Source organism: Sphingomonas phyllosphaerae (assembly GCA_036946405.1).
GTDB lineage: Bacteria > Pseudomonadota > Alphaproteobacteria > Sphingomonadales > Sphingomonadaceae > Sphingomonas > Sphingomonas phyllosphaerae_D.
The window spans coordinates 1,887,185-1,906,639 of sequence record JAQIJC010000001.1 but is presented as its reverse complement, the minus strand read 5'-3'; the positions used below and the strand labels follow the sequence as shown (position 1 = coordinate 1,906,639).

23 protein-coding genes are annotated in these 19,455 nt (G+C 69.1%); 12 read left to right on the top strand and 11 right to left on the bottom strand.

The features are described 5' to 3' along the window. The first annotated feature begins 16 nt into the window (after positions 1–16). The gene (locus tag PGN12_09285) at positions 17–1,015 is read left to right on the top strand and encodes a D-glycerate dehydrogenase (GenBank protein ID MEH3104083.1); all 999 of its coding nucleotides are present in this window, start codon (positions 17–19) and stop codon (positions 1,013–1,015) included. 119 nt (positions 1,016–1,134) lie between these two features. On the opposite strand, the gene PGN12_09280 is transcribed toward PGN12_09285, so the two are convergent. Next, a complete protein-coding gene (locus PGN12_09280) occupies positions 1,135–1,311 on the bottom strand; it encodes a hypothetical protein (GenBank protein ID MEH3104082.1) in 177 nt (58 codons plus the stop codon). Between the two features lie 181 nt (positions 1,312–1,492). Between PGN12_09280 and PGN12_09275 the strand changes: the two genes are divergently transcribed. Then, positions 1,493–1,684 (top strand): hypothetical protein, encoded by a 192-nt coding sequence (locus PGN12_09275; protein MEH3104081.1) that lies wholly within the window; start codon positions 1,493–1,495, stop codon positions 1,682–1,684. 231 nt (positions 1,685–1,915) lie between these two features. On the opposite strand, the gene bla is transcribed toward PGN12_09275, so the two are convergent. The 4 genes from bla to PGN12_09255 form a co-directional block, all read right to left on the bottom strand. Then, complete coding sequence (gene bla / locus PGN12_09270) at positions 1,916–2,779, bottom strand: class A beta-lactamase (GenBank protein MEH3104080.1); 864 nt, start codon at positions 2,777–2,779, stop codon at positions 1,916–1,918. Between the two features lie 51 nt (positions 2,780–2,830). Further along, a complete protein-coding gene (locus PGN12_09265; GenBank protein ID MEH3104079.1) occupies positions 2,831–3,307 on the bottom strand; it encodes a hypothetical protein in 477 nt (158 codons plus the stop codon). Continuing rightward, positions 3,307–4,710, bottom strand: coding sequence for a nitronate monooxygenase (locus tag PGN12_09260; protein ID MEH3104078.1), 1,404 nt, complete (start codon positions 4,708–4,710; stop codon positions 3,307–3,309). Before PGN12_09260 ends, PGN12_09265 begins: the two co-directional genes overlap by 1 nt. Positions 4,711–4,785: 75 nt before the next feature. Next, entirely contained in the window at positions 4,786–5,904 is a 1,119-nt protein-coding gene (locus PGN12_09255) for a glycosyltransferase (protein ID MEH3104077.1), read from the bottom strand. 110 nt (positions 5,905–6,014) lie between these two features. Between PGN12_09255 and PGN12_09250 the strand changes: the two genes are divergently transcribed. Then, positions 6,015–6,266 (top strand): hypothetical protein, encoded by a 252-nt coding sequence (locus PGN12_09250; protein MEH3104076.1) that lies wholly within the window; start codon positions 6,015–6,017, stop codon positions 6,264–6,266. A gap of 163 nt (positions 6,267–6,429) precedes the next feature. Here PGN12_09250 and PGN12_09245 read toward each other — a convergent pair whose 3' ends face one another. The 3 genes from PGN12_09245 to PGN12_09235 form a co-directional block, all read right to left on the bottom strand. After that, a complete protein-coding gene (locus tag PGN12_09245) occupies positions 6,430–7,560 on the bottom strand; it encodes a glycosidase (protein MEH3104075.1) in 1,131 nt (376 codons plus the stop codon). Further along, the gene (locus tag PGN12_09240) at positions 7,560–8,318 is read right to left on the bottom strand and encodes an SDR family NAD(P)-dependent oxidoreductase (GenBank protein MEH3104074.1); all 759 of its coding nucleotides are present in this window, start codon (positions 8,316–8,318) and stop codon (positions 7,560–7,562) included. Before PGN12_09240 ends, PGN12_09245 begins: the two co-directional genes overlap by 1 nt. Before the next feature lie 194 nt (positions 8,319–8,512). After that, positions 8,513–9,385: an alpha/beta hydrolase gene (locus PGN12_09235; GenBank protein ID MEH3104073.1), complete on the bottom strand. Its 873-nt coding sequence runs from the start codon at positions 9,383–9,385 to the stop codon at positions 8,513–8,515. Positions 9,386–9,423: 38 nt separating this feature from the next. Here PGN12_09235 and PGN12_09230 point away from each other — a divergent pair, with 38 nt between their 5' ends. The 8 genes from PGN12_09230 (at position 9,424) to PGN12_09195 (ending at position 17,377) form a co-directional block, all read left to right on the top strand. Further along, positions 9,424–10,782, top strand: coding sequence for a YdiU family protein (locus tag PGN12_09230; GenBank protein ID MEH3104072.1), 1,359 nt, complete (start codon positions 9,424–9,426; stop codon positions 10,780–10,782). Between the two features lie 46 nt (positions 10,783–10,828). Continuing rightward, a complete protein-coding gene (astD, locus tag PGN12_09225; GenBank protein MEH3104071.1) occupies positions 10,829–12,238 on the top strand; it encodes a succinylglutamate-semialdehyde dehydrogenase in 1,410 nt (469 codons plus the stop codon). 23 nt (positions 12,239–12,261) lie between these two features. After that, the gene (locus PGN12_09220) at positions 12,262–13,176 is read left to right on the top strand and encodes a DUF808 domain-containing protein (protein MEH3104070.1); all 915 of its coding nucleotides are present in this window, start codon (positions 12,262–12,264) and stop codon (positions 13,174–13,176) included. A 227-nt stretch (positions 13,177–13,403) separates the two neighbouring features. Continuing rightward, positions 13,404–14,192, top strand: a complete 789-nt coding sequence (gene cobA, locus PGN12_09215) for a uroporphyrinogen-III C-methyltransferase (protein MEH3104069.1) — start codon at positions 13,404–13,406, stop codon at positions 14,190–14,192. Beyond that, positions 14,189–14,485: a DUF2849 domain-containing protein gene (locus PGN12_09210; GenBank protein ID MEH3104068.1), complete on the top strand. Its 297-nt coding sequence runs from the start codon at positions 14,189–14,191 to the stop codon at positions 14,483–14,485. Before cobA ends, PGN12_09210 begins: the two co-directional genes overlap by 4 nt. 40 nt (positions 14,486–14,525) lie before the next feature. Next, entirely contained in the window at positions 14,526–16,157 is a 1,632-nt protein-coding gene (locus PGN12_09205) for a nitrite/sulfite reductase (GenBank protein MEH3104067.1), read from the top strand. Next, the gene (locus PGN12_09200; protein ID MEH3104066.1) at positions 16,150–16,611 is read left to right on the top strand and encodes a DUF934 domain-containing protein; all 462 of its coding nucleotides are present in this window, start codon (positions 16,150–16,152) and stop codon (positions 16,609–16,611) included. The genes PGN12_09205 and PGN12_09200 overlap by 8 nt, the downstream gene beginning before the upstream one ends. After that, on the top strand, positions 16,604–17,377 hold the full coding sequence (locus PGN12_09195) for a phosphoadenylyl-sulfate reductase (GenBank protein ID MEH3104065.1): 774 nt from the start codon (positions 16,604–16,606) through the stop codon (positions 17,375–17,377). The genes PGN12_09200 and PGN12_09195 overlap by 8 nt, the downstream gene beginning before the upstream one ends. Before the next feature lie 60 nt (positions 17,378–17,437). Here PGN12_09195 and PGN12_09190 read toward each other — a convergent pair whose 3' ends face one another. The 3 genes from PGN12_09190 to PGN12_09180 are packed head-to-tail and all read right to left on the bottom strand — an operon-like array spanning position 17,438 to position 18,902. Then, the gene (locus tag PGN12_09190; protein ID MEH3104064.1) at positions 17,438–18,073 is read right to left on the bottom strand and encodes a trimeric intracellular cation channel family protein; all 636 of its coding nucleotides are present in this window, start codon (positions 18,071–18,073) and stop codon (positions 17,438–17,440) included. Further along, complete coding sequence (locus PGN12_09185; protein MEH3104063.1) at positions 18,070–18,453, bottom strand: PaaI family thioesterase; 384 nt, start codon at positions 18,451–18,453, stop codon at positions 18,070–18,072. The genes PGN12_09190 and PGN12_09185 overlap by 4 nt, the downstream gene beginning before the upstream one ends. Beyond that, positions 18,450–18,902, bottom strand: a complete 453-nt coding sequence (locus tag PGN12_09180) for a PaaI family thioesterase (protein ID MEH3104062.1) — start codon at positions 18,900–18,902, stop codon at positions 18,450–18,452. Before PGN12_09180 ends, PGN12_09185 begins: the two co-directional genes overlap by 4 nt. A gap of 176 nt (positions 18,903–19,078) precedes the next feature. Here PGN12_09180 and PGN12_09175 point away from each other — a divergent pair, with 176 nt between their 5' ends. Beyond that, on the top strand, positions 19,079–19,384 hold the full coding sequence (locus PGN12_09175; protein ID MEH3104061.1) for a glycine zipper 2TM domain-containing protein: 306 nt from the start codon (positions 19,079–19,081) through the stop codon (positions 19,382–19,384). The last annotated feature ends 71 nt before the right edge of the window (positions 19,385–19,455 follow it).

Here is a 19,455-nt window from a genome sequence, read left to right as displayed (position 1 = left end):
TCGCCAATCCCGACGAATGGCCGATACGCGACGCTGCGCCCATCCCAAGGTGATCGTGACGCGGGCGCTGCCCGATGTCGTCATGCGCCGGCTGGACGAATTGTTCGACGTGACCGGCAATGCCGACGACGTGCCGTTGACGCGCGATGCACTCGCCGCAGCGATGGCGGAGTGCGACGTGCTGGTCCCGGCGGTGACCGACACGATCGACGCCGCGCTGATCGGGGGCGCCGGCCCCCGCCTGCGCTTGATCGCGAATTTCGGTGCGGGCGTGAACCATATCGACCTGAAGGCGGCCCGCGCGCGCGGGATCATCGTCACCAACACGCCCGGCGTGCTGACCGAGGACACCGCCGACATGACGATGGCGCTGATCGTCTCGGTGCCGCGCCGGCTGGCGGAGGGCGAGAAGCTGGTCCGCTCCGGCGAGTGGAAGGGGTGGAGCCCCGGCGGGATGCTCGGCTATCGGATCGGCGGCAAGGCACTGGGGATCGTCGGCATGGGCCGGATCGGCCAGGCGGTGGCGCGACGCGCGCGCGCCTTCGGTCTGTCGATCCATTATCACAACCGTCACCGGCTGCCCAAGGTGGTCGAGGCGGAGCTGAACGCGGTCTGGCACCCGAACCTCGACGAATTGCTCGGCGCGATCGACATCCTGACGCTCCACACCCCGCTCAACGCCGACAGTCGCGAGCTGATCGACGCGCGTCGCATCGCGCTGCTGCGCCCGCACGTCTATATCATCAACGCCAGCCGCGGCGGCATCCTCGACGAGGATGCGCTGGTCGAGGCGCTAGAGAACGGCCGGCTCGCCGGCGCCGGGCTCGACGTGTGGCGGCACGAACCCGAGATCGACCCGCGGCTGCTCGCGCTGCCCAATGTCGTCATGACCCCACATATGGGCTCGGCGACATGGGAGGGGCGCGTCGCGTCGGGCGAGAAGGTGATCGCCAACATCCGCATGTGGGCCGACGGCCACCGCCCGCCCGATCAGGTGCTCGAGGGGTGGGCGTAACTGGGGCGATTGCGCTCGTCACGCCGTCGCCCCGGACTTGATCCGCGGCCCCGCTTTGTTTCCGGACGTCGAGAAGAAGCGCGACCCGGGATCGGGTCCGGGGCGACAAAAGTGGTTGTCTACTCCACGCCCCTCCCCACCGCCCCGAGGATCAGCGCGGCGATGACGCGACCGCTGTAACGCAGGCATAGCTCCTGATGGATGGCGGCGGCGTCGGGGCTGCTGGCGCTCATGGCGCGAACGGCTTCATCACGCGCGCGTTCGGCGTGGTAGGCGGCGTGGCGGTCGTGGGGCATCGGGCTCTCCGTCATGGCCCCTTCGACCTCGGCGCGCGACGTTGCGGACGAATGTCGCCAGCGTTGCCCCGCTGCAATCTGTGTCGCGACGCAGCGATGCGTGACGAAGCATGTCTGGTCGGAACCGTCGCTCCTTGCGCCGCATTAAGCCGCCATTCATTTGAAAATCGGAGCTTTTGCCATGAAGAAGATCGCACTTTCCGCCCTGCTCGTCGCCGCTGCGGTGTCGACCTCGGCCTGCTCGACGTTGCGCGGCGCGGCGATCGGCGGCGCCGGCGGCGCGGGTGTCGCAGCGGCGACCGGCGGCAGCGTCGAAAAGGGCGCGGCGGTCGGCGGCGTGGGCGGCGCGGTGGTGGGCACCGTCGTCGACTGACGCCGCGAAACGGGTCGATGACCTTGGCGGCGCGTCACCCGGCGGGGCGGCGCGCCGTTCTGCCGATGGGGCGGTCGTCCAACAGCGCGATCCCGTCATCCCGGACTGGTTCCGGGGTCCACCACCCCGCAAGAGCAATGGCCCGCGTCTTTGTGGAGCAACAGATGCCGGAACGGGTCCGGCATGACATCGCGAGTCTGACGGATGACGCTTCAGCTTCGATGGAATCCTCTATCCCGCCATCCCCGCCGCGAGCCGCCCCACGGCTGCCAGCACCGCTTCGGCACCCGCCGACGGCATCGCGGCCGGCGGTTCGAAATAGGCGGTCACGATCAACGGGGCGCGGCCGCACGGCGCGGCAAAGGCGAGGTCGACGAAGATCGGATGCCCCGCCCCGCCGCCGGTGCCGGTCTTGTCGCCCGCCCGCCAGTCGCCCGGAAAGCCGGCGCGCAGCCGCTGTCGCCCGGTGTCCGCGGCGATCATCCAGTCGCTCAGCACGACACGGCTCGCCGGCTGGAGCACGTTGCCGCGCAACAGCCGGGCGACGGTTCCCGCCATTGCTGCCGGCGTGGTCGTGTCGAGGGCCGTGCCCGGCGGCGTCACGTTCAACGCCGGCTCGTAGCGGTCGAGCCGGCTGATGCGATCGCCGGTCGACCGCCAGAAGGCGGTCAGGCGTGCCGGGCCGCCGATCCTGCGGAGCAGGACGTTGGCGGCGGTATTGTCGCTGGTGACAACGGCGGCGCGCGCAAGCTCGCGGATCGGCAGCGCTCCGGCGGTGGCCGCTGCGGTGACCGGGCTATGCGGGAGGAGATCGTCACGCGACCAGCGCAGCACATCGGCCAGCGCGAGCCGTCCCCGCTCCGCCTCGGCAAGGATCAGCGCCGCCAGCGACAGCTTGAACGAACTGGCCTGCGTGAAGCGCTCGTGCTGTCGCCAGCCCTCCGCTCTACCGCGCGCGGTGTCGACGATGCCGACGCCAAGCCGGCCGCCGGATCGGCGTTCGAGCATACGAAGCGCCGCCGCAATCGGCGCCTGCCGCGGCGCTGCGCCGATCAGCGCGGCCGCGCCGCCGAGCAGAAGATGGCGTCGATACATGTGGCTGTTCCTCGCCGGGTTATGGCAGCGTGCCGGAACGACGGAACGGCGTCATGCGCGCGCCGGCCCACATGCCGCCTCACCATCGGTCGGTTGCGCGGCCGGCGGGTCGAGTAACGCCGCGCGTGCCAGATCCTTCCCGCGCCCGAACGCGCGCAGGATCGCTCTCAACTCGTCGCGATCCGGGACGAAGACATCCCCGCGCGCCACCCGCGTCAGCGGCCGCACCCGCTGCCAGCCGCTCTCCGTGCGAAGTTCGAGATCGGCCATCACCTCGACCGGCAAGGCCGCACCGTCCAGCCGCGCGAACGGATGCGACCGGAAGCGATCACTCGCACCGCCGATCGTCGCCGCGCCCGCCCACGTTTCGAGCAGCCGCTCCGCGTCCTGCGCGCTCGTCAGCACGTCGATGTCGGCGACCGACGTGTCGCCGCCGTGCAATCGCACCGCCGCGCTGCCGATCACCCACCACGGATCGCGCGCGTCGCGCAGCGCCGTCGCTACTTGCACCAGCGCCGCGTCGAACATCAGTCGCCGGTCAGGATGCGGTCGACGAGCTGCTTGACGGTCGGCACGAAGCCGTTCGAGTAGAACGGATCGCGCTTGAAGTTATACGCCGCGTGCCCCGCGAACATCAGGTTCGCGTCGGTGTCGCCGCCGTGCGCGATGTCCTGCAACGTCTTCTGGATGCAGAAGCTGCGCGGATCGGCGAGCCGCCCGGTCGAGTTGGTTTCGGTATCCGCCCAGCTCGAGAACAGGCACTGGCTGAGGCAGCCCATGCAATCGGCCTGGTCCTTGCGGATCTCGCCCTTCTCCTGCGGCGTCACGAAGACCAGCGTATTGTCCGGGGTTTTGAGCGCGTCGGTGAAGCCCGCGCCGAACCATTCGCGTGCGCGCAGTAGGTCGTTGCGCGTCACCCAGAAGTTCTTGCCCTTCACCCCGACGTCGAGCTGGAAGACATGGTCGCCGGCTTCCTGCGTCGAGAAGGCGATCTGCCGCTCCGAGCGTGCCTCGAGCGAACGCAGGAACGGGTTGCGCACCGCCGACGAATAGAAACCGGTCGGCGAGAAACGGTGCAGCAGCACCTCGCCCTCCTCAATCTGCGTCAGCTTGGCCTTCCATTCCTCGGGGATCGGGCTTTCCTGCGTCAGCAGCGGGCGCGTGCCGTACTGGAAGGCGATCTGGCCGAGTTCGGGATTGTCGATCCACTCGTTCCAGTCGCGCAGATACCAGACGCCGCCCGCCATCACGATCGGGGTGGTGTCGGGAATGCCGCCCTCGCGCATCGTCTCGCGCAGCGCCTTGACGCGCGGATAGGGATCCTCGGGCTTCAGCGGGTCCTCGGCATTCGACAGGCCGTTGTGCCCACCCGCCAGCCACGGGTCCTCGTAGACCACCGCCGCCAGCCACTCGCTCGCCTTCGAATAGGCGCGCTTCCACAATGCGCGGAACGCGCGGCCCGAGCTGACGATCGGCAGATAGTTGACGTTGTAGGACGCCGCGATCTCGCTCAGCTTGTACGGCATCCCGGCGCCGCAGGTGACGCCGGCCACCAGCCCGCGCGTCCGCTCCAGCACGCCGTGCAGCACGCGCGGCGCGCCGCCCATTTCCCACAGCACGTTGATGTTGATCGCGCCCTTGCCGCCCGCAATCTCCCACGCGCGCTGCACCTGCTGCACCGCCCCCTCGATCGCGTAAGCGATCAGTTCCTCGTGCCGCTCACGCCGGGTCAGCGCGCGATAGATCTGCGGGATGATCTTGCCGTCGGGATCGTAGCTGTCCGCGTTGACCGCCGAGACCGTGCCGATTCCGCCCGCCGCCGCCCAGGCGCCCGCCGAGGCGTGATTGGTGGCGGCAACCCCCTTGCCCCCCTCCACCAGCGGCCAGACCTCGCGGCCCGCATAGACGATCGGCTTCAGCCCCTTGAACACGCGAATTCCCGTTTTCACCAGTGATGCAGCGGCCCCGTATAAAGCAATCGGGCCGCAACGCGACCGAAATGCGACTCAAACGAGCAAAGCCGGTCGTCCGATCGCTTGCGAATAGAGGGCGGCCGATCGCGCGATCATCGCCGCCGCGTCGTGCCGCTCCGCCGCACGGGCACGGTTCGCCGCCCCGGTCGCCGCGCGCAGCGTCGCATCACTGACCAGCGGCTGAAGCGCATCGCGCAGCGGCACTTCCGCGGCATGGGGCGACAGCAACGCGCTATTCTCCGGGGCGAGCAGCGCTTCGGTCGCACCGCCACGCAGCGCCATCACCGGCACCCCCGCCGCCATCGCCTCGACGACGATCGCCAGCGCCGCGCCGAGCCGCATCGGCAGCAGCAGCACGTCGACACCGCCTAGCCATGCCGACGTCGGGGCCAGCGCACCGGGCAGCACCAGCCGATCGTCGATCCCCATCGCCAGCGCCGTTCGCTCCACCGTCGTGCGCCCCGCACCGTCACCGATCGCAACCAGCCGGAAGCGCGCCGCCAGCCCGGCGACCGCGCGCACCAGCAACGCCAGTTCGCCGTCGCTCGCGCCGTCCATCGGAATGCCGATCACCACCTCGACCGGCTTGCGACGGAAGCCGGCGACCATCTTCGCATTCGGGGCGCGTGCGAAGGCCGACAAATCGATGCCGTCCGGGATGACGTGCAGCCGTGCGTCGGCGACCTTCCAGCGCGCCGCCGCCGTGACCGCCGCGTCTTGCCCCCCCACCACCAGCCCCGCGGCCGCGCCCAGCGCGATGCGGCGATACAGCCGTGCGCTGCCGCCGCTCGTCCCCGCCGCCGGGTCCTCGTGGTGGACGATCGGCGGCGTGTCGCGCGGGAAAGCGCGCCGCGCCATCACCGCGTCGATCGCGCCCGCGCCGAAGCTGAGCACCAGATCGTGCCCGCGCATCGCGCGCACGATCGCCTCATAGCGCGCTACCGACACCGCGCCGGAGAGCGGCGGAGGGTTCTGCGCCAGCGTGCCCGCCACGCCATCAGGCAGCGCGGCGCGACAATCGTCGGCCGCGACCACATGCCGCGCCGTCTCGCCAAACGCCGTCATCAGCTGCACCGCGCGCCGGCTCCACGGATCGCCCCCGCGCGGGTCGAACATGTCGAACAGGTAGAGAAGGAACAGCGACTGTGACATACCCGCCACATAGCGCCTCAAATGCGGGCACGCACCATCTTCCGCTTCCCCTGCGCGGCGGAACCGGACAAGGACTGACCTGTTATCCGCGACTAACAGGAGACGCACCCATGAAGATCGCTTCCATGTTCGCCGCCGCCGCCTCGCTCACGCTGGCCGCTGCCCCCGCCCTCGCCGCTCCCGCCGCCAGCCCGGCGGCCTCGCTGTCGGTGGCGAAGTCGGCGCGCGCCAGCACCGCCACCTCTGGCAAGAGCAAGCTGGCCGCGCCGGGCTCGATCGTCGCGCTGGTGCTCGCCGCCGCCGTGGTCGCCGCCGGTGTCGTCATCGCGGTCGACGACGACGACAATTCGGACAGCAACTGATCCGACCCGTCGCGCCGCTCCGGCGGCGTGATGCTGAAAGGTCCGGAGCGCACGCGCGCTCTGGGCCTTTTTCATGTCCATCGTCATTGCGAGCGCAGCGAAGCAATCCAGAGCCGGACCAGGACGCCCTGGATTGCTTCGCTACGCTCGCAATGACGAGCGGCTACCCGATCCGGTCCTTCGGCACATGCGTGATCCGACACGCCAGATCGGCCTCGCCGCTCGCCACCACCCAATGGTCGCCGCCGTCGGCGATCCCGGTCGTGAACACGACATCGGTGACGTACAGCAGCTCTTCCAGTGGTTTCAGCAGCTCCGGCGCCGGCTCCAGCAGCGGCGCATGATCGGTCGCCAGTGCGCGTGACGGATCGTCGCGGTCGAGCAAGGTCCAATAGGTGCGGTAAATACCGACCACGCCCGACGGCTCGACGCCATGCCACAGCGACAGCCAACCCCGCTGCCCGCCGACCTCCGCCAACACCGGCGGTGCGCCGCCGCCCATGCGCGCGGTCGCCATCGTCTGCGCATGCGGGCGGATACCGGGCTTGTCGTACGGCTTCCAATGCAGCGCGTCGGGCGATGTCGCCAGATTGATCGACGGCCCCGCGCGCCATTCGGACTCCGGCGGATAGGCGAAATACAGATCGCCGAGCGGCCGCGTCTGCGCGCAGAACTTGTCGCCGACCTTGCCCTCGAAGATCAGCATGTCCTTGTTCTGATGGTCGAGGACGATCCCCTCCAGCGTCCAGTCGAGCGCGTCGTCGCTGGTGTAGAGCGTGGTCGAATGCCGCTCGGGGCTGACCGAGCAGGTCGTCATGTAATAGCGCCCGTCGACCTGCGTGATCCGCGCGTCCTCGACGCCATAGCATTGATAATCCGTGCGCGGCGCGATCGCGCGGTCGTAATGGATCGCCACTACCGCGCGCCCTTCGGCATCCAGCTCGACCGGCAACAGCCATGACAGCGAGGTCAGCGCCATCACCTTCCACCCGGCGCCGCGCATCATGAACTTGCGGGGATCGGACGTGTCGACCAGCGACAGCGGCCAGGCATCGAGCACATAGCCGCCGTCGTGCCAGCGGATCGCATGGATCTGCTGCTCGCGCACCGGGTGGCGCAGCGCCTCGGCGACGCGCACCATCAGCAGCAGGTTGCCGTTCGGCAGCCGCGTCATCCCCGGATTGAACGCGCCCAGCACATAGGTTTCGGCGTCGATCTTGCCCGCCAACGGCGAGCGCGACAGATCGATGTCATGCGGCGTCAGCACCAACGCGTCATGCGGCCAGTCGGCCATCATTCCTCCTCCTGCACGCGCGGGCTGATCGTCAGCCGCTGGATCACGGTGCGGCGCGGCTGGGTGAGCAGATACTGGACGCCGACCGCGATATCCTCGGCGCGCAACATCGTCCCCGCCTCGATCTGGTCGCGCTGCTCCTGAGGGCTGACGTCGGGCATCTGCATGTCGGAGCCGGTCTTGCCCGGCTCGACCAAGGTGACGCGGATGTCCTTGCCGCCCAGCTCGCGGCGCAGCGCGATCGAAAAGCCCTGCAAGCCGTGCTTGATCGCGGCGTAGACCGTCGAATGCGGCCCGAGCACATAGGCGCTGGTCGAACCGATCATCACGATATCGCCGCCCGGCGCCATCGTCGTCGCGGCGCGGTGCGCGAGCAGCAGATACTGGGAGAAGTTGAGCGAGATCGCATGACGCACGTCCGCTTCGTCCATCTCGGTCAGCCCCGACGCCGCCTCGGCGGCATTGGCGACGACGATGTCATACCTGCCCAGCGCCGCGTCGGCGGCGGACAGGAACGCGCCGACATTGTCGGGATCGGACAGGTCGTAAAGCGCGCCCTCGCCGCTGCCGACCTTCCGGATGTCCGTCAGCGCCTCGTCGAGATGCGCCTGATCGGTGCCGCCGATGAACACCGACGCACCCTCCGCGGCGAGCAACCGCGCGATCGCGCGCCCGATGCCGGTCGTCCCGCCGGTGATCGCCGCGCGGCGTCCGGCGAGCGGCAATACGCTGGTGTGAGCGTCCCGAACGTCAGTCATGCGCCACCTCCGGAATGCGGCACCACGCCCCTCCAGCAACCACCCCGGCGAACGCCGGGGCCCAGTTGGGAGAACGGTCGCGGGTGGTCGCCGAGCGTCGCCCAACTGGGCCCCGGCGTTCGCCGGGGTGGATGAAGGGGAAGACTGATCATCGGGCTCTCCAAACGCACGTCGTAAAGCCCCGCGACAGCGCCTCAGTCCGCCGCGCGGTTCCCGGTCTGCGCCAGCCACTGCATCAACGCAGGTTGCACCGCCGCCTCATCCAGCATCGGCGCGTGGCCGACCCCCGGCACGGTCACCAGCGCGGCATCGGGCAGCACCGACACCATCCGCTCGGCCGTGCCCGCCGACAGGATGTCGCTCAGCGCGCCGCGCACCACCAGCACCGGCACCCCCGCCAGCGCGGCGAGCGCGCGCCACATGTCCGGCCCCGCCTCGTTGCCGGGCAGGCGGAACGGCTCGGCGATCTTCATGTCATAGTCGAGCACGATCCGCCCGGCGGAATTGACGCGGTACAGCCGCTTGGCCATCGCCAGCCATTGCTCGATCTCCCAATCGGGATAAGCGGCGGCATTGCTTTCCTGCACCCCGCGCGCGGCATGCATCCACGTCGGATAGGTGCTCGGCTTGCCGACATAACCGCGAATGCGCGCGAGCCCGGCGGGTTCGATCTCCGGCCCCACGTCGTTCAACAATGCGCCCGCCAGCCGCCCCGGCACCAGCCCGGCGAGCAGCATCGTCACGATCCCGCCCAGCGAGGTGCCGATCGTCACGAACCGGTCGATGTTCTGGTCGTCGAGCAACGCGACCACGTCCTGCGCATAGGTGAGCGGGACGTAGCTCATCGGGTCCTTGGCATAGCCGCTCTCGCCGCGCCCGCGGAACTCGACCGCGATCACGCGCCGCGCAGGCGCGATCGCCTGTGCGACCGCCGCGAAGTCGCGCGCGTTGCGGGTCAGCCCGGGCAGGCACAGCACCGGCGGCGCGTCTTCGGCCCCCGGATAGTCGCGCGCGTGGAGCCGCAGCCCGTCGCTCGACCACCAATAGACGTCCCGAAACTCCGCCATCGCTTGCGCCCCCTGCCGACCGCCCCCCATATCGCGGCATGGCCGTCGACCCGCAAGCATATCGCCCCGAGCGCACCCTCACCACGCTCGGCGACCCCTTTTACGACGAAGTCGCCGCCGCGCGCTTTCCGCAGGCGACCCTGCGCTTCCGCAACGATCGCGCCGCCGCGCAGGTCGGGCTCGACACGCTCGACGATGCCGAATGGGTCGCGCATTTCGGCCGCTTCGATCCGCTGCCCGGTACGCTCGAACGACCGTTGGCGCTGCGCTACCACGGGCATCAGTTCCGCGTGTACAATCCCGACATCGGCGACGGGCGCGGCTTCACCTTCGCGCAGCTCCGCGACGACCGCGGGCGATTGATGGACCTCGGCACCAAGGGCTCGGGGCAGACGCCGTGGAGCCGCTTCGGCGACGGGCGCCTGACGCTGAAGGGCGGCGTGCGCGAGGTGCTGGCGACCGAGATGCTCGAGGCGCTCAACGTTCCCACCTCGCGCAGCTTCTCGCTGATCGAGACCGGCGAGGCGCTCGAGCGCAACGACGAGCCCTCGCCGACGCGCGGCAGCGTGCTGGTGCGGCTCAGCCATTCGCATATCCGCATCGGGACGTTCCAGCGGCTCGCCTACCATCGCGACGAGGACGCGCTGCGCCGCCTGACCGGCTATGTGCTGCGCGAACTCTACGGCGAGGACAGCGACGATCCCGTCCGGCTGCTGGAGCTGGTCGTCGCGCGCACCGCGACGCTGGCGGCACGCTACATGGCGGCGGGGTTCGTGCACGGCGTGCTCAATTCCGACAACATCAACGTCACCGGCGAGAGCTTCGACTATGGTCCGTGGCGGTTCGCACCCGTCTGGGATCCCGCGTTCGTCGCCGCCTATTTCGACCACGCCGGGCTCTATGCCTTCGGCCGCCAGCCCGAGGCGATCCTGTGGGACGTTATGCAACTCGCCTCCTCGCTCGCGCAGATCAGCGAGTCCGAGCCACTGATCGCCGCGCTCGACGCGTTCGCCGGCCAGTATCAGCCCGCGATCGCCGAAGCGGTGTTGTGGCGGCTCGGCCGGGTGCCGCGCGCACCGGAGGAAAACCGCGCGCTGGTCCAGGCGGTCGAACGCGCGTTGCGCGCGACGCTCACGCCGGTCGACCAGTTCTTCTTCGACGCCTTCGCGCAACCTTTACCGCAAACTTACGGCAACGCGTGGGACGAGGTGCGCCAACATCTACAAGTCTTTTCGCCCCGCCGCGCACGCGATCACGCCCATTGGCACGGCGAGCCGTGCTCGATGCTAATCGACCGGGTCGAGGCGATCTGGGCACCGATCGCCGCCGCCGACGATTGGGGGCCGTTTGGCGCAACCATCGCCAACATCCGCGCGATGGGCGACGCGCTGCGCTGACGATCCCCCTTCCGCCCTGATGAAAGTTACGGCTAAGACCAGCGGCATGGCTGAACTGATCTCCTTCGAACCCGCCACCGGTGCGGAATTGTGGCGTGCGGAGACGAGCGACGTCGATGCCGAGGTCGCGGCGGCGCGCGCCGGCTTCGTGCCCTGGGCGGCCAAGTCCTTGTCGTTCCGGATCGAAACGCTGCGCCGCTTCGCCAATGTCATCCGCCAGCGCGCCGACGCCTTTACCGATCTGATCGCGCGCGAAACTGGCAAGCCGTTGTGGGAAGCGCGCACCGAGGTCGACACGGTGGCGGCGAAGGTCGACATCTCGGTCAGCGCCTATGCCGAGCGCACCGCGCAGCGCCGGCTCGACGCGCCGATGAACACGCGCATGGCGCTTCGCCACAAGCCGCACGGCGTGCTGGCGGTGCTGGGGCCGTACAATTTTCCCGCGCATCTGCCGAACGGCCACATCGTCCCCGCGCTGATCGCGGGCAACGCCATCGTCTTCAAACCCTCGGAGAAAACCCCGGCGACCGGCGCGTTTCTGGTCGATTGTTTCCACGCTGCCGGGGTGCCTGCGGAGACGCTGCGGCTGGTGATCGGCGGCCCCGACGAAGGTCGCGCACTGGCCGCGCATGACGGGATCGACGGGCTGCTGTTCACCGGCTCGGCGCGCACCGGGATCGCGCTCAACCGCGCCTTCGCGGAGAAGCCCGAGAAGATCCTCGCGCTGGAGATGGGTGGCAACAACCCGATCCTGGTGTGGGACACGCCCGACCTGCACGCCGCCGCTGTGCTGATCGTCCAGTCCGCCTTCACCACCGCCGGGCAGCGCTGCACCGCCGCCCGACGGCTGATCGTGCAGGAACCGCTGGCCGAACCGCTACTTGCCGAGCTGGCGTCGCTGACCCGCCGGTTGATCGTCGGCGCGCCGCACGACGATCCGGCGCCGTTCATGGGCCCGGTGATCGACAATGACACCGCCGACGGGCTGACCGAAAGCTTCCTCGCGCTGATGATGAAGGGCGGCCGCCCGATTCACCACATGGCGCGCCCGGTCGAGCATCGGCCGTTCGTCACGCCCGGGATCATCGACGTCACCGACGTCGGCGACCGCCCTGACATCGAACTGTTCGGTCCGTTGCTGCAGGTAATCCGCGCCGACGATTTCGACGGCGCGATCGCCGAGGCGAACAACACCCGCTACGGCCTGTCCGCCTCGCTGATCAGCCAGACTCCGGCGCTGTTCGATCGCTTTTGGGCGGGCGCGCGCGCCGGGATCGTCAACTGGAACCGCCCGACCAACGGCGCGTCGTCGTCCGCACCGTTCGGCGGCATCGGCTGGTCGGGCAATCACCGGCCAAGCGCCTATTACGCCGCCGATTATTGTGCCTATCCGGTCGTCTCGAACGAGGCCGAAGCGGCGCGCGCGACGATCGGCATCGGCCTCGCCGACGCCTGACCCCCAACAAGGATCGACAGACAATGGCAAGCGGACTGGTCGCGCTGCTCGACGATATCGCCGGACTGACGCGGCTGGCGGCGGCATCGCTCGACGATGTCGGGGCGGCCGCCACCAAGGCGGGGACGAAGGCGGCGGGGGTGGTGATCGACGATACCGCGGTCACCCCGCGCTATGTCGTCGGGCTCTCGCCGAAGCGCGAGCTGCCGATCATCGGCAAGATCGCGCTCGGCTCGATCCGCAACAAGTTGCTGTTCCTGCTGCCCGCCGCGCTGATCCTGAGCGCGGTCGCACCTTGGGCGCTTGCGCCGCTGCTGATGCTGGGCGGCGCGTTCCTGTGCTTCGAGGGCGCGGAAAAGGTGATCGAGGCGGTATCCGGCGGTCATGGCGCGGACGAGGAAACGGTCATCACCGATCCGGTCGCACTGGAAAAGCAGAAGGTTTCGGGCGCGATCCGCACCGACTTCATCCTGTCGGCCGAGATCATGGTGATCGCGCTGCGAGAGGTTTCGGACCAGCCGCTGCTGACGCAGGCGGTGACGCTGGCGCTCGTCGCGGTGGCGATCACCGCGGGCGTCTACGGCGTCGTCGCGCTGATCGTGAAGGCGGACGATGTCGGCCTGTATCTGGCGCAGCGCCCCTCGACAGCGGCGCAGGCGATCGGGCGCGGGCTGGTGAAGGGCGTGCCGGTGCTGATGCAGGTACTGACGGTCGTCGGCACTGCGGCGATGCTGTGGGTCGGCGGCGACCTGCTGATCCACAATGCCGCCGACGTCGGCGTGCCCGCGCCGGCCGCGTTCGTCCACCATCTCGCCGAGGGTGCAGGCGGCGGGGCGCTCGGCTGGCTGGTGAGCGCGGGCATTGCGGGGGTGTTCGGGCTGATCGTCGGCGGGGTGATCGCGCTGGTCATGCACAAGGTTCATGCGGCGCGGCATTGACGTCCCGTCTCGTCATTCCCGCGTAGGCGGGGATCCAGAAACTATGTCCTCGCGCTTCTATCGACAGACTTGCGCGTCTGGATCCCCGCCTTCGCGGGGATGACGATGGTGGGCACTGCTGTGTCCACCCCACCCCCAACAACAACAACCACAAAACCAATCCTACGCCACCGCCAAGCATCGCTCGATTGCACCCCCCGCTGGCCTGCCCCATGTGCGATGGCATCATGGCGACGCTTCTTGATCCCGACGCGCGCGGTCGCGTCATCCTCGTCGGTGCCGGCCCTGGCGATCCCGGCCTGCTCACCGTCCGTGCGGTGGAGGCGCTGCGCTGCGCCGATGTCGTCGTCCACGACGGGCTGATCGACGCGCGCGTCCTCGATCTCGCTCCCCCCGAAGCGCACCGCATCTCGGTCGCCAAGCGCCGCGCGCGGCACACACTGCCACAGGAGGCGATCAACGCGCTGATCGTCGCGCACGTCATGGCCGGCAGCGTCGTCGTGCGGCTGAAGGGCGGCGATCCGTTCATTTTCGGGCGCGGCGGCGAAGAGGTCGAGGCGGTGCGCGCCGCCGGTTTGGCGGTCGAGGTGATCCCGGGCGTGTCGGCGGCGCTCGGCTGCGCCGCCGAGGCGATGCTGCCGCTCACCCATCGCGATCACAGCTCGGCGGTCACCTTCGTTGCCGGCCAGTGCAAGGGGCTGACCGATCAGGACTGGTCGGGGCTCGCCGGGCAGGGTCGGACGCTGGTGATCTACATGGGCGTCGCCACCGCCGAGGCGATCGCCGACAAGCTGATGGCCGACGGCGTCGCCCCTGACATGCCGGTCGCGGTGCTGGAGAAGGGCACGTTGCCCGGCCATCGGGCGCTGCGCACGTTGCTCGCCGATCTCGGCGCGATGGTGTCGCGCGAGCAGGTGGCGAGCCCGGCGATCATCGTCGTCGGCGAGGTGGTGGAACTGTCCGACGCCGAGGACCGGCTGGCGGGCTATGCGAAGGTGGTGGAGACGATGGCATGAGGCTGGTGACCGGCAACGATCTGGCGACCGGCGACGTGGTGTGGTGGACCGGCCGCGACTGGTCGCGCCACATCGCCGAGGCCGGCGACGCCGGCGAGCGCGCCGAGGCGATCGCGCGCGAGGAAGAGGCCGCGCGGCGCGTCAACGTCCCCTATGTGATTGAGGCGAGCCAGACCCCCGACGGTCCGCGCCCGGCGCATATCAAGGACCGGATCCGCGCGCTCGGCCCGACCGTCCGCCCCGATCTGACGCTCAAGCCCGCCGACGCCCTCGCGGGCGACTGGGTGATCTGAACCCCTCCCCGCCGCCTGCGCGGGGATCGAGGAAGCAACGATGTACAAGTACGACGAATATGACCAGTCGATCGTCGATGCGCGGGTCGAGGAGTTCCGCGACCAGTGCCAGCGGCGGCTGTCGGGCGAGCTGAGCGAGGATCAGTTCAAGCCGCTGCGGCTGATGAACGGACTCTACCTTCAACTGCACGCCTATATGCTGCGCGTCGCGGTGCCTTATGGCACGCTGAATGCGCGGCAGATGCGGATGCTGGCCCATGTCGCGCGCAAGTACGACCGCGGCTACGGCCATTTCACCACCCGCCAGAACATCCAGTATAATTGGATCAAGCTGGAGGACGCTGCCGACATCCTCGCCGAGCTGGCGACGGTCGAGATGCACGCGATCCAGACCAGCGGCAATTGCATCCGCAACATCAGCTCGGACCAGTTCGCGGGCGCGGCCGCCGACGAGGTGACCGATCCGCGCCCGTTCGCGGAATTGCTGCGGCAGTGGAGCACCTTCCACCCCGAATTCAGCTACCTGCCACGCAAGTTCAAGATCGCGGTGATCGCGGCCGAAGAAGATCGTGTGGCGATGCGGCTCCACGACATCGGGCTGCAATTGCTCGAGCGAGACGGGGTGCTCGGCGCCAAGGTGTTCGTCGGCGGCGGGATGGGCCGCACCCCGATGATTGCGCCGGAGATCAAGGACTTCATCCCCGCCGACCAGCTGATGAGCTATCTGGAGGCGTGCCTGCGCGTCTACAATCGCTACGGCCGGCGCGACAATATCTACAAGGCGCGGATCAAGATCCTGATCCACGAACTGGGCGCCGACAAGTATCGCGCCGAGGTCGAGGAGGAATTCGCACAGGTCCGCCAGCTCGGCATCGACCCGCCCGCCGCCGAACTGGCGCGGATCAGCGCGATGTTCGCCGCGCCCGCCTTCGCCGCCGATGACGGCGCGGTCGCGGATCGCAGCGACCCGGATTTCGCGGTGTGGCTCGACCAGAACGTCCGCGCGCACAAGCAGCCGGGCCAAGCGATCGTCACCATCTCGCTCAAGCCGATCGGCGGCATCCCCGGCGACGCTTCCGCCGAGCAGATCGACGTCATGGCCGACCTCGCCGAGCGCTACAGCTTCGACGAGCTGCGCGTGACGCATGCGCAGAACATCGTCCTGCCGCACGTCCGCGTCGCCGATCTGAAGGCGGTGTGGGAGGCGCTCGCCGAGGCCGGGTTGGCCGACGCCAACCTCGACCTGATCAGCGACATCATCGCCTGCCCCGGGCTCGATTATTGCGCGCTCGCCAATGCGCGCTCGATCCCGCTCGCGCAGAAGATCGGGCAGCGCTTCGCCGACCTCGACCGCCAGCGCGTTCTCGGCGAATTGAAGCTCAAGATCAGCGGCTGCATCAACGCCTGCGGCCACCATCACGCCGGGCATATCGGCATCCTCGGCGTCGACCGGAAGGGCACCGAGAATTACCAGCTGCTGCTCGGCGGTTCGGGCGCGGAGGACGTGTCGCTCGGCAAGATCACCGGCCCCGGCTTCGACGAGGATGGCGTGGTCGATGCGATCGAGCGCGTCACCGACACCTATGTCCGCATCCGCGAGACCGGTGAACGCTTCGTCGACACCTATCGCCGCGTGGGGATGCAGCCGTTCAAGGAGGCGATCTATGGTTGAGGCGTTCGAGGTCGACCTAATCGACGACCGCGCGCATCTGCGCTTCCGCGACGGCGGCGTGCACGAGGAGCCGGCGGTGACGCTCGACGCCTTTCTTGCCGGCCAGTCGAACGCGACCGCGGTGCGGATCGAGCCCGGCGACGATGCGCGCGCGCTGATCCCGCATCTCGACCGGCTGGCGCTGGTCGAGGTGTCGTTCCCGACGTTCCGCGACGGGCGCGGCTATTCGGTCGCGCGGATCCTGCGCGAGGCGGGCTATACCGGCGAGCTGCGCGCCGAGGGCGACGTGCTGGTCGATCAGATCCCGTTGATGCGCCGGTGTGGCTTCGACGCTTTCGCGCCGCACGCGGCGGTCGATCCGGTCGTGCTCAAGCGCGCGCTGGAGCGTTATGATCATGTCTATCAGAAGGCCGCCGACGCGGCGGTCCCGGTCTGGAAATTACGCCATGGGTAAGCCGGCTCACGATCTGCCCCTGCATGATCTGGACGTCATCGACGTCCGCCCCGCCTTCACCGCCGCCGATGCCGCGGCGATGCAGGCGCGGTTCGAAGGCGTGTCCGCACCCGACATGCTGCGCGAGCTGCTGACCGGCGAGCTGGCCGGCCGGATCGCGGCGGTATCGTCGTTCGGGGCGGAGTCAGCGGTGCTGCTGCACATGATCGCCTCGGTCGACCGCGACGTGCCGGTGATCTTCACCAACACGCAGAAGATGTTCGGGGAAACCCTCGCCTATCGCGACGAATTGTCCGAGCGGCTGGGGCTGACCGACCTGCGCGTGTTCCGCCCCGATCCGCGGTTGTTGCGGCTGAAGGACGAGAAGGGGCTGCGCTGGTCCTACGATCCCGACGGTTGCTGCGACTTGCGCAAGGTCGAGCCGCTGCGCCGCGCGTTGCTGCCGTTCCAGTCATGGATTTCGGGTCGCAAGGGCTTCCAGGCCAAGACCCGCCTCGCGCTACCGCGCTTCGAGGAGGATGAGGGCCGGTTGAAGATCAACCCGCTCGCCGACTGGTCGAAGGAAAAGCTCGACGGCTATTTCGCCGAGCACGACCTGCCGCGGCATCCGCTGGAGGCGCAGGGCTACCTGTCGATCGGCTGCGCGCCGTGCACCTCGAAGGTCCGCCCCGGCGAAGATCCGCGCGCCGGGCGCTGGCGCGGCTGGGACAAGGTCGAGTGCGGCATCCATGTCGCGGAGAAGCCGGGCGAAGAGCCGGCGTTCTGATCGCCCCGCTCAATTCCGCCTATATCGCGTCGCCCCTGCCTACGCAGGGGCGACACGTACCTACCCCTCCCCATAGGCCGGCAACGCCAGCTTGAACCGGATCGCTGCAGCACGCAGCGCGAAGCCCGCGACCGCCGCGATCACCGCGGCGTGCCACGGCACCATCCCCAGCTCGCGCAGCCCCACATAGCAGCCCGCCGCCAGCGCCGCGGCGGTGACGTACAATTCCGGGCGCATCAGGATCGACGGCTCACCCGCCAGCACGTCGCGGATGATCCCGCCGACACATCCCGTCACCACGCCCATCAGCGCGGCCGGAAGCGGCGGCACGCCATAGCCGAGCGCCTTCGCTGCACCATAGACCGCGTAGGCGGCGAGCCCGACCGCATCGAACCAGTCGAGCGCCGCGCCGCGCCACCAGCGTTCCGGCGTGATCCAGATCACTCCCGCGACCAGCAGACACACCGCCGCGACGCGCGAATCGTGGACCCAGAAGACCGGCGCGCCGATCAGCAGGTCACGCACCGTCCCGCCGCCGACCCCGGTGACGAGCGCGAAGAAGGCCAATGTCACCGGCGTCTGCGCACGTCGCGCCGCCGCCAGCGCCCCCGATGCGGCGAACACCGCCAATCCCGCCACGTCCAGCCACGGCGCGAAGGCGGGCAGCAACACGACCGGATCGAGCGGTGGGGTCATCCGGTCACGCGCTCGATCAGATAGTTCATCCGCGCGCTGGCGATCGGACGCGCACGATCGTCCTGCCACGCCACCGCGGTAACGGTCGCGATCCGCGCGCCCAGCCGCGTGATCTCGCCCGCCGCACGCGTGACGTGATCGCGCCCGCCGCGCATGAAATCGACCGTGGCGTTGATCGGCTTGATCCTTGCCGCCTCGGCGGCCAGCGCATGGCGCACCGCCGCCACCGCCGCGACCTCCAGCAGCCCGGCGATCGCGCCGCCCTGAAGATAGCCGGGGCGACCGACGACATGCTGCCCGAACGGCATCACGATCTCCGGCACGTCATCGACCAGCTCCAGCGTGACGCCCAGCAGCTGCGCATAGGGCGGCAAGGTCACGCGGCCACCCGCGGATAGCTGCCGGTGGTCGCCATGAACGTCGCCGCGACATGCGCGACCGGATCGTCGGGGTCGCCGTCGTGCGCGATCCCGCGCGTGAAGGCGATCGAGCGGGTGACGCGCAGGCACTCGCCCCGTCCGATCACGGTCTGGTGCGGACGCGCCGGGCGAAGATAGTCGACGCGCAGATCCAGCGTGGCATGGGCGACGAAGGCGTTGCAGCGATGCCAGACCGCAAGGCTGGTCGCGACGTCCATCAGGGCGATGATTGGCCCGGAAGCGATGATGCCCGTTTCTTCGTCGCCGACCAGGCCTTCATGCCACGGCTGCGCGACCTCGATCCAGTCGTCGCCATGCGCGTGATACCGCTGCCCCAGCCGACCACCGTGGCCGGCGACCGACGGGGTTTCCAGCAGGTAGCGCGCCATCACGGTCGGATTCCAGTCCATCGCTTGCCCTCTACACGGCCGTCGACGCTGTGCAATGTCGCTTCGAAGGGGGCGCTCGCCCGCATGCGCCGTCTGCCTGTCTCAGGATGAACGCGACGTTGTTACAGGTTCATGCAACTGCGCTAAAAGAAACACGTTTCGGTCGCATCACGATTGAATGAACGGGAGATTGTTACATGCGTAGCCTCATGCTTGCTGTTGGTGCCTTCGCGATGGTCGCGCCGACGCTGGTCGCCACCACGGTCGACGCCGATGCGCAGCGTCGCCACAAGTATCGCGAATGGCGCGGCAACGACGGTCGCCTGCGCTGCCGCAAGCCCGACGGCACCACCGGGCTGGTCGTCGGCGCGGTCGCGGGCGGCCTGCTCGGCCGTACGATCGACTCGCGTGGCGACCGGACGCTCGGCACGGTGCTGGGCGGTGTCGGCGGCGCGCTGGCCGGGCGCGAGATCGAGCGCAGCGGCAAGCGTCAGTGCCGTTGATGCTCCGAAAATAGCACCATCGGTGCGCCTTTATGCGCCGATGGACGTTTGTGGGGCGCGATCCGGGACGC